Source organism: Kushneria indalinina DSM 14324 (genome assembly GCF_003385845.1).
Taxonomy (GTDB): domain Bacteria; phylum Pseudomonadota; class Gammaproteobacteria; order Pseudomonadales; family Halomonadaceae; genus Kushneria; species Kushneria indalinina.
This window is the reverse complement of sequence record NZ_QRDJ01000006.1, coordinates 1,151,054-1,163,377: the sequence shown is the minus strand read 5'-3', so window position 1 is coordinate 1,163,377 and position 12,324 is coordinate 1,151,054. Positions and strand designations below refer to the sequence as shown.

Annotated in this window: 13 protein-coding genes; 9 read left to right on the top strand and 4 right to left on the bottom strand. The window is 61.7% G+C overall.

The features are described from left to right. Window positions 1-289 precede the first annotated feature (289 nt). The 6 genes from C8D72_RS05460 to C8D72_RS05435 all read left to right on the top strand — a co-directional run bounded on the left by C8D72_RS05460 (window position 290) and on the right by C8D72_RS05435 (window position 5,264). Window positions 290-1,867, top strand: a complete 1,578-nt coding sequence (locus C8D72_RS05460; RefSeq protein ID WP_115853329.1) for a methyl-accepting chemotaxis protein — start codon at window positions 290-292, stop codon at window positions 1,865-1,867. Between the two features lie 133 nt (window positions 1,868-2,000). Beyond that, window positions 2,001-2,207: a hypothetical protein gene (locus C8D72_RS05455; RefSeq protein ID WP_115853328.1), complete on the top strand. Its 207-nt coding sequence runs from the start codon at window positions 2,001-2,003 to the stop codon at window positions 2,205-2,207. A 142-nt stretch (window positions 2,208-2,349) separates the two neighbouring features. Beyond that, a complete protein-coding gene (locus C8D72_RS05450) occupies window positions 2,350-2,508 on the top strand; it encodes a metallothionein (RefSeq protein ID WP_115853327.1) in 159 nt (52 codons plus the stop codon). Between the two features lie 224 nt (window positions 2,509-2,732). Continuing rightward, on the top strand, window positions 2,733-3,422 hold the full coding sequence (locus C8D72_RS05445) for a type 1 glutamine amidotransferase domain-containing protein (RefSeq protein WP_115853326.1): 690 nt from the start codon (window positions 2,733-2,735) through the stop codon (window positions 3,420-3,422). Between the two features lie 316 nt (window positions 3,423-3,738). Further along, the gene (locus C8D72_RS05440; protein ID WP_245955153.1) at window positions 3,739-4,326 is read left to right on the top strand and encodes a TetR/AcrR family transcriptional regulator; all 588 of its coding nucleotides are present in this window, start codon (window positions 3,739-3,741) and stop codon (window positions 4,324-4,326) included. Further along, window positions 4,323-5,264 (top strand): DMT family transporter, encoded by a 942-nt coding sequence (locus tag C8D72_RS05435; RefSeq protein ID WP_115853324.1) that lies wholly within the window; start codon window positions 4,323-4,325, stop codon window positions 5,262-5,264. The genes C8D72_RS05440 and C8D72_RS05435 overlap by 4 nt, the downstream gene beginning before the upstream one ends. A 5-nt stretch (window positions 5,265-5,269) precedes the next feature. Here the strand turns inward: C8D72_RS05435 and C8D72_RS05430 are convergent, their stop codons facing one another. Next, the gene (locus C8D72_RS05430; RefSeq protein WP_115853636.1) at window positions 5,270-6,217 is read right to left on the bottom strand and encodes a LysR family transcriptional regulator; all 948 of its coding nucleotides are present in this window, start codon (window positions 6,215-6,217) and stop codon (window positions 5,270-5,272) included. Window positions 6,218-6,322: 105 nt separating this feature from the next. On the opposite strand from C8D72_RS05430, the gene C8D72_RS05425 reads away from it, so the two are divergent. Further along, complete coding sequence (locus C8D72_RS05425) at window positions 6,323-7,381, top strand: SDR family oxidoreductase (RefSeq protein ID WP_115853323.1); 1,059 nt, start codon at window positions 6,323-6,325, stop codon at window positions 7,379-7,381. A gap of 114 nt (window positions 7,382-7,495) precedes the next feature. Here C8D72_RS05425 and C8D72_RS05420 read toward each other — a convergent pair whose 3' ends face one another. From C8D72_RS05420 to C8D72_RS05410, 3 genes are all read right to left on the bottom strand, one after another. Beyond that, window positions 7,496-9,031, bottom strand: coding sequence for a Na+/H+ antiporter NhaC family protein (locus C8D72_RS05420; protein WP_115853322.1), 1,536 nt, complete (start codon window positions 9,029-9,031; stop codon window positions 7,496-7,498). 155 nt (window positions 9,032-9,186) lie between these two features. Further along, window positions 9,187-10,563: a carboxylesterase family protein gene (locus C8D72_RS05415; RefSeq protein WP_115853321.1), complete on the bottom strand. Its 1,377-nt coding sequence runs from the start codon at window positions 10,561-10,563 to the stop codon at window positions 9,187-9,189. Between the two features lie 92 nt (window positions 10,564-10,655). Next, entirely contained in the window at window positions 10,656-11,153 is a 498-nt protein-coding gene (locus C8D72_RS05410; protein WP_115853320.1) for a TspO/MBR family protein, read from the bottom strand. A 178-nt stretch (window positions 11,154-11,331) separates the two neighbouring features. On the opposite strand from C8D72_RS05410, the gene C8D72_RS17585 reads away from it, so the two are divergent. Together C8D72_RS17585 and C8D72_RS17580 are read left to right on the top strand one after the other, a co-directional pair. After that, on the top strand, window positions 11,332-11,754 hold the full coding sequence (locus C8D72_RS17585; RefSeq protein ID WP_211308762.1) for a ketopantoate reductase family protein: 423 nt from the start codon (window positions 11,332-11,334) through the stop codon (window positions 11,752-11,754). Next, window positions 11,732-12,244, top strand: a complete 513-nt coding sequence (locus C8D72_RS17580) for a ketopantoate reductase family protein (protein ID WP_211308761.1) — start codon at window positions 11,732-11,734, stop codon at window positions 12,242-12,244. The genes C8D72_RS17585 and C8D72_RS17580 overlap by 23 nt, the downstream gene beginning before the upstream one ends. Window positions 12,245-12,324 lie beyond the last annotated feature (80 nt).

Here is a 12,324-nt window from a genome sequence, read left to right as displayed (position 1 = left end):
TAAACCCTTTCCAGCCGAGGGGTGAGGGCCTTGCAGTGGTAGATACGCTGGTTTCGATAAAGGAGTCATTTGATAACGCTGATCATTTTCTCGGGTGCGGGCGTGCGATTCGAACATTCCGGCGATCATCGAGCGCCATGAGCACTTGGTTTTATCTTTACCAGCATTTAATTAATGCACGATTTAATCGTGAATAAGAGTCAAGCATTCAAGACTTGCCCCGATATGGGAGGGATCCTGGCCATAGCCGCCCTTGCGGCTATTTCCCGAACCTTTCCGGAACCATGCAATGACCATAAGAGACCTTTCCATCAGCAAGCAGATCGGGCTGGGGTTTTTCGTCGCCATCCTGTTTCTGGTGCTCAGTGGCGTGTTGAGTTCGCTGAGCCTTCGCAGCGTCAATGACACCATGCAGTCGCTGTATCATGACCGGGTGGTCCCCCTTAAGGGTCTCAAGGAGATTTCGGACGCCTATGCCGTGGATGTCATCGATGCGGTGAACAAGGCCAACGCTGGCCTGATCACGGCCGAAGAAGCCTTGAAGGCAGTGCACGGCGCTCACGAGACCATCACCCGTGATTGGGCAGCCTACCTGCAGACAAAACTGACCCCGGAAGAGGCGGCCGCGGCGGCGCGGGCACAGTCGAGCTTTACGACTGCCGACAATGCCCTTGATGAAGTGGAACAGATACTGCAGGGCATGACGGGCCTGGTCAGGGGGCAGCTGGACATGATCGACGGGCCGCTTTACGCCGCCATCGACCCGATCAGCCATGCCATCGGTGAGCTGATCGAGATTCAGCTGGCGGAAGCGCAGGTGGGTATGGCACATGGGGAATCCCAATACCATCAGGTGCTGCTGATCAATCTGGTATTGGGGGCCATTGCCATTTTGATCTCCATTGTGGTGGCGGTCGTCATTACCCGAGGGATCACAAAGCCCCTGGGACAGGCCGTGCAGCAGGCCAGGGCGGTGGCCTCAGGGGATCTGTCGGTCAGCGTTGAAGCGCGTTCCAGAAATGAAATCGGCCAGCTGTTGATCGCCCAGAAGGAGATGGTGGCGGGCCTTTCGGAAGTCGTGTTTACCGTTCGCCGCAGCGCGGAAGGCGTGGCCTCGGCGAGTGCGCAGATTTCACAGGGCAACGACGATTTGAGTCAGCGCACCATGGTGCAGTCCTCGGCGATCGAGCAGACCTCTGCGTCCATGGAGGAGATGGGCTCGAGTGCGACCCAGAACGCCAATAACGCGCAAAAGGCCCATCAGCTGACCTCCAGTGCCAGCGCCGTGGCGCACCAGGGCGGCGATGTCGTCGGCCAGGTCGTGCAGACAATGCGTGAGATCAACGAAAGCAGCGGCAAGATCAACGACATCATCAGCGTTATCGACAGCATTGCCTTTCAGACCAATATCCTGGCGCTCAACGCGTCGGTGGAAGCGGCGCGCGCAGGGGAACAGGGCCGCGGGTTTGCCGTGGTCGCCAGTGAAGTGCGCAGCCTGGCCCAGCGCAGTGCCGAGGCGGCAAAGGACATCCGGATGCTGATCGATGTCAGCGTTCAGTGTGTGGAAAAGGGCACGACGCTGGTCGATCAGGCGGGCAGGACCATGGAGGAGATTGTCTCTTCCATCCAGCACGTCAGCGATATCGTCGGTGAGATCAGCGGCGCCAGCAGCGAGCAGAACCTGTCCGTCGGTCAGGTGAGTCAGGCCATCAGCCAGCTGGATCAAACGACGCAGCAAAATGCGGCGCTGGTCGAGGAGTCTGCTGCTGCCGCTGTCAGCCTCAAGGGGCAGGCACATGAACTGGTCGAAACGGTGGGGCGCTTCAGGCTGGGCGATCAGGTATCGGGCGCGCATGGCAGGTGGTGATGCGTGTTCGGACAGCGCTGGCGGATGATACTGCTGCGTTGTCGCCGGTGAGCCTCGAAGACTCGTCTCAGTGGCATTTCATGACGTTCATGACCACACTTTTCTCGGGACCTATCAATGAGGGAGAGAAGGCATGGCGAGCCGCTATGAAGTGCATGAACACGACACCGCGCACGTGCAGGGCGCACCCAATCGTGAGCAGCAAAAGGAAATGGATGACATGCCGCTGGAGTGCTTTCGCATCTGGGACACTCGAGAAGAGCGCTATGTCAGTACCGAATATGAGGTGCGCGAGGAAGCCGAAGAAGACTGCCAGCGAATGAACGAAGAAGAAGGCTAACCCCTTTTTCGCTTAAAACATCGAGCCCATCGGTGATCTGCCGGTGGGCTTTTTTATGGTCGTGTCGGTCCTGGAAAACGCTTGACCTTATAGAAGGTAGAAGGTTTACAAAGGAGACCTTCACCTTGCAAGGAGCCGTATCATGTCCGACCAGACCAGCTGTGCCTGCCCCAAATGCACCTGTGCCGTTAACGACAACGCCGTTGAACGCGACGGCGAACTGTACTGCTGCCAGGCCTGTGCCACCGGCCATGCCGATGGCTCGAAAGACTGCGGCCACAACTGCAGCTGCGGCGAGTAACGAAAGGCCAATGACAGGCCGCTGCGGGCGGCCCGTCATTACTGCCTGGCATGCCCCCTCGGTGATTGGCCGGCGGGGCATTTTTTATGTGCCTGCATCACGACGGCCAGCCGGCCGTGGCGGGGGTTACAGTGGGCTGCGACAAACTGTCCGCAGCGGCGTGACTTGATATCTGCCATGGGCGCAACCATCTCGGGGGTAATCCACCTGTTCAGGAGTGCTTCATGAGCGCACCACGTATTCTAATGGTTCTGACCTCTCACGATGAGATGGGCGATACCGGCCACAAGACCGGTTTCTGGATCGAAGAGTTTGCCGCCCCTTATTACACCTTCCTCGATGCCGGTTGCGAGATCGTGTTGGCAACGCCTGCAGGCGGTGCTGCACCGATTGATCCCAACAGTGAAGGCGAGGATGCCCAGACCGACGCCACGCATCGTTTCTATGGCGATGACGAGGCGAAAGCGCGCATTGCCGATACCACGCGGCTTGCCGACGTGCGTGCCGAGGATTTCGACACCGTGTTCTATCCCGGCGGCCACGGCCCGCTGTGGGATCTGACCGATAATCAGGCGTCCATCGCGCTGCTGGAAGACTTCCTGCGCCAGCAAAAGCCGATCGCCTCGGTATGCCACGCGCCCACGGCGTTTTTGAATGTCAGGGACGAGCAGGGCGAGTACGTGATCAAGGGCAAGAAGGTTGCGGGCTTTACCAATGAGGAAGAGGCCGCCGTCGGCCTGACCGAGGTGGTGCCGCATCTGCTGGAAGATGAGCTCAAGCGCCGCGGTGCGGACTATCAGAAGGTGGATGCCTTCGCTGCGTTTGCCGTGGAAGATGGTCTGGTGATTACCGGCCAGAATCCGGCAAGCTCGGAAGCCGTGGCCGAGAAACTGCTGGCAGCGCTAAACGCTTGATGCACCATAAAAAGCCCCGACGTTGAAGCGTCGGGGCTTTTTTTATGTCTGGGGGCCGTCGCGAGCCGTCACATCACCGGGGGCAGAGCTATCGATCCAGCAGCATCCAGATCGTAAAACCTGCAAAGGCCAGCAGAATAAAGATTAACCGTTGACTCATGTTGTTCCTTCCTTCTGGTTATCGAAGGCCTCTGTCCAAAAGGCCGGGTCTATAATGCCCTGCTCATGGTTATAAAAGAACACTAATACACGGCTTTTGACGTGAATTCTCAGGTAGGTAGACTGTTCTACCTACTCTGCATTCTGGATCATGGCCATGACATCATCTGAAGCGCCATCGGCGACCAGCGCTCGCGAGCGCCTGCTCAACGCAGCGGCCGTGCTGTTTTACAGTGACGGTATTGTCGGCACCGGTATCGATGCCATTGTCAGACGCGCGGGCGTGGCCAAAAAGAGTCTCTACAACAACTTCGACTCCAAGGCAGCACTGGTGACGGCCTATCTGCAGGCGCGTCACACCGAGTGGCTCGCGCTGTATGAGGCGCGACTGACAAAAGCCTTCACCCCCACGGATCAGGTGCTGGCAGTATTTCTGGCCTATCAGGATCACGCCGAGTGGGCCTATGAGCGCGGCTTTCGCGGCTGCGGGTTGCTCAACGCTGCCGCCGAGCTGCCGGCCGGTCATGAGGGTCGCGACGTGGTCCTCGGTCACAAGCGTCAGGTGGAGGCGCTGCTGGCCGCACCGCTGGCTGAACTGACCGGCGATGAAGCCACAGCGGCCCGGCTGGCGCAGCAGCTCGCCTTTCTGCTGGAAGGCGCGATGGTGCGCGCGGGCCTTGAAGGCAATAGCCGCTGCGTTCGTCAGGCCCATGATATGGCCAGGGCGATGGTGAATGCCCCATGAATACGACCTCTCGCGAACACCTGCTCGGCGTGGCCGGCGTGCTGATCGCCGCCGTGCTGTGGGGCACCACCGGCACGGCCGCCACCTTCGCCCCCGAGGTCAGTGCCGTGGCCATCGGCGCCGTGGCGATGGGGCTGGGCGGACTATTGCAGGCGCTGGTGGCGGCCCCACGCATTCGAAAGGCCCGGTCGCAGCTGCGCGCGCGCTGGCCCTGGCTGCTCTCCGGGGCGGTGGCGGTGGCCATCTATCCGCTGGCGTTTTACGGCTCGATGCGTCTGGCCGGCGTCACCATCGGTACGGTGGTGTCGATCGGCTCGGCACCGCTGCTCTCGGCGTTGATTGAATCCCGTTTGGAAGGGCTGAAACTCGGCGCGCGCTGGACGATTGGCGCGACGCTAGGACTGGTCGGTATGGGACTGCTGTGCGTGGCAGAAACGGGTCCTCACGCCGGTGTGGGCAGTACGACGCAGGTGCTGCAGGGCGTGGCGATGGGGCTGGTGGCCGGCCTGACCTACGCGTTTTACTCCTGGTCGGCGCGACATCTGATGCAGGGCGGCATCCCCACACGGGCGGCCATGGGCGCCACCTTTGGCCTGGGCGGGCTGTTACTGATGCCGGTGCTGCTGCTCACCTGCGCGCCGCTGCTGGCCTCGATCAACAACGCCGCCGTCGGGCTTTATATGGCGCTGGTGCCGATGTTTCTGGGCTATCTCGGCTTTGGGTACGGGCTGGCCCGAGTGCCGGCCAGTACCGCCACCACCATCACGCTGTTCGAGCCGGTCGTGGCCGCGCTGCTGGCGGTCGTAATCGTCGGTGAGCGTCTGCCGCCGCTGGGCTGGGCCGGCATTGTGCTGGTGATCGCCTGTCTGGTGTGTCTTTCGGCGCCGATGCGCTGGCCCCGCGCCCGGGTGAACAAGGCGACATCGACGGCCGGCTGACGTGGCTATGAGGCGGGCGGTGCGTCGGGATGCTGCCACTTGTCCCACGAAGGTGCATCGCCAATGACGTCCTGCAGGTAGCTCATGAAGGCCGCCACCTTGGGCGTGCGCAACCGGCCGTCGGTGGTCAGCACATGAATCATGCGCCGCTCGGGCACGACTTCGCAGCGCCAGCCACTCAATATCGGCGCCAGCTGTTGTGAAGCCAGCGCCTCATCGATCAGCCAGGTGGGGAAGAGCACAATGCCCTGACCCAGAATGGCGGCCTGTAACAGGCTGTCGGCATCGTTGCTGTAGAGGCTGCCAGCCAGTTCGAACGCTGTGGGAGCGGCGTCACCGGGTGCTTGAAAATACCAGCGCTGGCGGCCCATCTCACCCTGATAGAGCAGGCAGTCGTGATCTGTCAGCGCCTGTGGCGTCTCGGGCGTCCCGTGATCCAGCAGATAGGCGGGGGAGGCGGCGGCCACGTAGTTCATGGGGGCCAGCGGTCGGGCAATCAGGGAGGAGTCGGCCAGCTGCCCGACACGAAAGGTAATGTCGCTGCCTTCTCGCACCGGGTCGGTCAGCGCATCGGTGAGCAGCAGCTCGGCGTGTACGTCCGGATAGCGCTTGTGAAAACCGCGCAGCAGCGGTACCACCTGATGGCGGCCGAACGCCACCGGGCTATTGATGCGCAGCGTTCCTGACGGTGCCCGCGTCGGGCCTTTCAGTGACTCGGTGGCCTGATTAAGCTGCTCGAGCGTGACGCGAATCTGCTCGTAGTACTGCCGGCCTGCCTCGGTCAGCGTCACAGCTCGGGTATGGCGATAAAGCAGTCGAATGCCCAGGCTCTCTTCCAGCGCGCTGACCTGGCGTGAGACGGAGGAGACCGCCATATGGAAATGTCGTGCAGCGGCTGTAAAGCTGCCGGTCGCCGCAACCCGTTCAAATGTTCGTAACCCATTGAGATCCATCATGTTGCACCTAATGCAATAATCATTTGCATAATGTTCGATTTCGGCAATGCCGCGCAAGGACCATAATGGCTGGCATCATTTGATGAACAAGGGAGTCTCATCATGCAAAAGGGTGTAGCACTGGTGGTCGGCGCCACCGGCATTACCGGCGGTAACCTGGCCTCATATCTGGTCGCCAGCGGCTGGACCGTTTACGGTCTGTCGCGTCAGCCCACCGGCAAGGACGGCGTGATTCCGGTCTCGGCCAATCTGCTAGATGCCGATGCCACCGCACAGGCGCTTGAAGGCCTGCCGATCAGCCATGTCTTTTATTGCACATGGACCAGGCGTGACAGCGAACAGGAAAACGTCGAAGCCAACGGCGCGATGATGAATAACCTGTTTGCCGCGCTGAACCCGGAAAAGCTCGAGCATGCGGCGCTGGTCACCGGCACCAAGCAGTATCTGGGTTCCTTTGAAAGCTACGGCAGTGGCAAGGTCGAAACGCCGTTTCGTGAGTCCGCCCCGCGCGTCCCGGGGGAAAACTTCTACTACACGCTGGAAGATATCCTGATCGAGGCCGCCGGCACATACGGCTTTGCCTGGAACGTGCATCGTCCGCATACCGTCATCGGCCATGCCCGCGGCAACGCCATGAACATGGGCACAACGCTTGGCGTTTATGCCTCGATCTGCAAGGCCACCGGTCGACAGTTCGTCTTCCCGGGCTCGCAGCTTCAGTGGAACGCACTGACCGACATGACCGATGCGCTGCTGCTGGCACGCCAGATGGAGTGGGCATCACTGACCACCGGCGCGCACAATCAGGCGTTTAACACGGTCAACGGCGATACCTTCCGCTGGCGCCGCATGTGGCAGGAGATCGGTGAGTTCTTCGGCCTGGAAGTGGCGGACTGCCCCGAAACGCCGCAGCCGCTGGAAGAGCAGATGGCCGGTCTTGAGCCCAAGTGGCAAAGGATTGCCGAGCAGTATGGTCTGGTCGAATCCGACGTGACGAAGCTGGTTTCCTGGTGGCACACCGACGCCGATCTCGGCCGCGAGCAGGAGTGCGTCAACGACCTCGTCAAATGCCGCGACTTCGGCTTTGATGAGTTCCGCGAGACCCGCGCTGCCTTCTTTGACCTCTTTACCCGGCTGCGGGCGGAGAAGGTCATTCCGTAAATCGGTGCTGTTGTGAAATCAAAAGCCCGCCACTCCTATTGAGTGGCGGGCTTTTTTGATGAACCTGTTATCGGGGCTCGTTTAGCGCCAATGGAGTGGCGGTTCTGGCATGTTTTATCCGCTGTCTGAGCTTTTGCCCGATCGTCCCAGCACCATGATCACTCCGAACTGAACCACCAGTCCCGCCGCCAGCAGCAGCCATACGGATTCAATGACCATCGAGGCCACGTAAAGCAGTGCACTCACGATGGCCGGTATCAGCGCATAGGGAATCTGGGTGCGTACGTGGGCGATATGGTCGGAGCCAGCGAAAATCGACGCCATCACCGTGGTATCGGAGATGGGTGAGCAGTGATCTCCGAAGATTGAGCCGGAGAAAATGGCGCCGATTGCCATGCTGACCAGTGTCATATCACCGCCGGAAAGCTCGAAGGCAAGCGGCACGCCGATGGGGGTCAGTATCGCCATGGCGCCCCAGGAACTGCCGGTGGCAAACGAGATCACCATGGCGATCAGAAAGATCAAAAGCGGCAGAAGTGCCGGGGAAAGCCAGTCACGGGTGACATTGATGACGTGTTCTCCCGTATCCAGTGCACCGGTGACAGTGCCGATGCTCCATGCCAGCACCATGATGGCCAGTGCCGGCAGCATGGTGCGAAACCCTGCCAGCAGCGTCTCTTCGCAATCCTTCAGGCTCTGGCGCTGCAGCAGTGCCATGGACATGCCGGTGACCACCATGGCGAAGGCCGCCCAGGAGAGCGCCACGCTAACATCGGTATCCGCCAGCGCGTCTATGACCGTTGCACCTTCGGCGCCGCCACCGGTGTACCAGAGCCCCCAGCAGGCCACGCTGATCAGCACGACCAGTGGCAGTACAAAATGCCAGAGTCGCCCGCGCCCCTCGGGGACTTCGCCCAGGTCGGCATCCACGTTGGAGAGCGGGGTATCGCCGGGGGCGACCAGCTCTCCGGTTTCCGCGGCACGGCGTTGGGCCTGTGCCATGGGGCCGAAGTCGCCGGCCAGCAGAATCATGGGCACCGAGGCCAGGCAGAGCAGGGCGTAAAAATTCCACGGGATCGACTGCAGAAAGAGCCGGTAGGGTTCCGCCGATGAGAAGCTCAGGCCCACCAGCGCCCCGGCGATCAGCGACACCTGATAGCCGATCCAGTCCGAGACAGGGCCCAGCGTCGCCATGGGCGCGGAAGTGGCATCCATCACCCAGGCGAGCTTTTCCCGGGACTGGCGCTGGCGGGCGGTGAGATCGCGAGTGGCATTGCCCACGATGACCGAATTGACGTAGTCGTTGAAAAAGATCACCACACCCAGCACCCAGGTGAACAGCAGGGATGCCCGCCCCGAATGAATCCGCTTGGAAAGCGCGTGAGCCAGTGCCTGAGAGCCGCCGGTGCGGTGCATGAAGGCCGCGCCTGCACCTAGCAGTGCTACCAGCACCAGAAAACGAGCATTCCATTCATCAGTCATCACTTCAGCAAACCAGTCAAACGTCTGGCCCACGGCAGCGATAGGATTGCCCGCGACCAGCCAGCCTCCCAGCCAGATACTGACAAAGAGCGACACGTTGACCCGGCGGGTCGCCAGTGCCAGTACCACAGCGGCAAGCGGTGGCAGCAGTGAAATCAGCGCATCCATGCAGTGGTCCCCATTCTTGTTGTGTTCGCTGTATTGGAATCACATTAAAAAGGGGATGCGCAAGTTGCATTCGTCGAAGGAGATTCCATGCAGATGTGGCCCGGTGACTGCGAAAGGGCAATCGGATGGGAACCGTGATCACACGGGGCACTGATCTATTGTGGCCTGACCCTTTTCCATGCCAGCACGCCTTCAATGGCGCCCTCATCTTCCAGCGTGCCTTCCCGGGCAAACTGGGCCCAGAGCGCGCGCAGTCGACGGCCATCGGTCTCCATGGTCTGTTCGCTCATCCCCTCGACAATACCGGCATGGCGCCACAAGTCCCAGCCGGCGAACAGCAGGGCGAGATCGATACTGTGGCAGGCGCCGCGGGCGGCCCGGTCGCTGCCCCAGTCCAGCCGGTAGCGCCACACGCGCCCACCGGCGTTGGCATGGCGCCGGGCAAAGCGTTCGGCGGGGCGGGAATAGAGTCCGGCGGTGATGGCTCGGCTCAGCGCGCGCCGACACCCCGCGCCGATCACCGGCAGGTGGAACAGCCCCTGCAGCGCTTCGGCTTCGGGCATGAACAGTTCCGCTTCATCGACGTTGTGGCCGATCAGCAGGTCGCAATGGGGCGCGCGCTCGTCAAGTTCGGCTCGGCGCTCTCTGAGCGATGGCAGTGGTGCCTGACCGAACTGCACGCCAAAGGGCATCAGGCCGCGGGGCAGATAGCGCTGACCAATCTTTTCGACCTCGAGCTGGGTATCAAGACAGGCTTCCAGGGAGCTGTGCTCGTCGATGCTCGAAGCTGTTCTGGCCATGGCGACATGCATGGCACGGCGCCCGGGGGTAATGCCCAAAGGCGCGCTCTGGATGATGGCGCGCCGGAAAAGCCCTCGGGTCTCATCGGAGCTCATCAGGTGGGCGATGGCATCGCCCCCGGCCGATTCGCCGAACAGGGTGACGTTGTCGGGGTCGCCGCCAAAGGCGGCGATGTTCTCCCTGATCCAGCGCAGCGCGGCGATCATGTCCAGCAGGCCCAGATTGGCGGGGCGGGCCTTTTTCTTTTCCCGAGTGTTTGTCTCTGCCTGAAAGGTGCCACCCACGAAGCCGAAAATGCCCAGACGATAGGTCACATTAACGGTGACCACGTCCTGCTCTGATACCAGTGATTTCGGGTCGTGGATGGGCAGATCCCCCGCCCCGAAGATGTAGGAGCCGCCGTGAATCCACACCATCACCGGGCGAGGTGTGGTGGCCGGGTGATCGGGTAAGCAGATGGACAGCCGGGTGCAGTCTTCCTGCTGTGCCATGGCGCCTGGAGAGACGCCCAGCAGACGGGCGAAGGCCTGCATGGGTCGCTGCGGGCTGGCGGGTGCCCATTGCGTCGCACTGATCGGCGCTTCAGATCGTGCCAACGGTATAGGCGGCTGAAACCGTTCGGTGCGGGCGTAGGGGATGCCGGTGGCGCGCAGCACATTGCCGTCACGCCAGCCGATGATCTCACCGGCCGGCGCGTTAAAACGGGGCGGGGCTAGGGTCGTCTCTGACATCCGGGTCTCTGGCCATGAAGTCGTATGACGAGTGCCCGGCACTGATCACGGTCAGGCGCGGGCAATCGGGCTGTCATGCATGGGAAGCCGGTTTATCCCAGCACCTGCGGGTTGAGATGCCAGGTGCTCCAGGTCAGCGCGGTGGCCAGCGTCACCCAGGCCAGATAGGGCACCAGCAGGGCGCCGGCGAGCGGTTTGATGCGCCAGAAGGCGATTAGCGTGGCGAGAATCAGGATCCAGAGTACGACCGTGCCGGCAAAGGCGATCGCGCCCAGCTGCCAGACAAAGTAGAGCCAGCTCCACAGCGCATTGAGTGCCAGCTGCACGACAAACAGCGTCAGCGCCGGGCGCACGTTTTGCGTCGGCTTTTCCCGCCAGACAAGCCAGGCGGCAATGCCCATCAGGGTGTAGAGCGTGGTCCAGACCGGGCCGAACGCGCCGGCCGGGGGCGCCCAGGAGGGCTGCTGCAGCTGCTGATAGAATTCGGCGGCATTGACGGAGGCAACCGCGCCGATGGCGGCGGCGATATAGGCCAGCATCAGCCAGCCGGCCAGGCCCATGAACTGTTGACGTTGGGTGAGTGACTTCATGCCATGTCTCTTTTTTGAAAATCTGTTGTAAACCGTCCGGCTTGAACGTCTGCTGTGACATTCAAGCTGGCGCCGTGTGCGATAGCGCATGGGGGCGCTTTGCATAATAGCGCTCGTGACCGGGTGTGGCAGTGGGGCAGGATGACTCATGATGTCACCGCTGATAAGAGGAGAGCGCATGCAGATTGCAATCATGGGCGCCGGTGCGGTCGGGTGCTACTACGCCGCGCTGCTGGCCCGCGCCGGCCATGCGGTGACGCTGATCGGCCGCACCAATCACATCGAGGCCATTCACCGGCAAGGGCTGATCCTTGAAACGGCGTCAAGGCGCGAGACGTTCGAGGTCTCGGCCAGCGTTGATGTGAGCGCGCTAAAAGACGCCGAGCTGGTGCTCTTTTGTGTCAAGGCCACCGATACCGAGGCCGCCGGCGCGGCGATGGCCCCGATGCTCTCTGACAACGCCATCATTCTGAGTCTGCAAAACGGGGTGGATAACGCCGAGCGGCTCGCCGCCCTTTTGGGCCGTGCGGTGATGCCGGTTGGTGTATACCGCGGTGGCCATGGCAGGACCGGGGCACGTGCGCCACTACGGTCGCGGTGAGCTGGCGCTGGGCGCCTCACCCGTGAGTGAGTCGCTGGCGGATCTGTTCGAGCGTGCCGGTATCCCGACACAGGTGTCCGATAACGTGGCCGGCATGCTGTGGGCCAAGCTGGTGATCAACTGCGCCTGGAATGCGATGTCGGCCATCACCCGGCAGCCCTACGGCGTGCTGATGGCGGTTGAAGGCACCCGGGCGCTGGTGACAATGATCGTTGACGAGTGCCGGGCCGTGGCACGGGTCTGTGCGGTGACGCTTCCCGATGACATTACGGCGTCAACCCTGGCGATTGCCGAGACCATGGCGGGGCAGCACTCCTCAACGGCGCAGGATCTGGCCCGTGGCCGTCCCGGTGAAATCGAGCACCTTAACGGTTTTATCGTGCGACAGGCGCAGGCCCACGGCATCGCCACGCCCATCAACCACGCCCTGCTGGTGCAGATACGTGCTCTGGAGCAAAGGCACGCCACTTCTGATATGTCTTCCTGCTGATATAACCCTCTTCCGGTATCGGCGGCCGGGCTCTGCGGCCGCCGGCATTGCACTTTGGTCCCGATATCGACCAAAGCCGC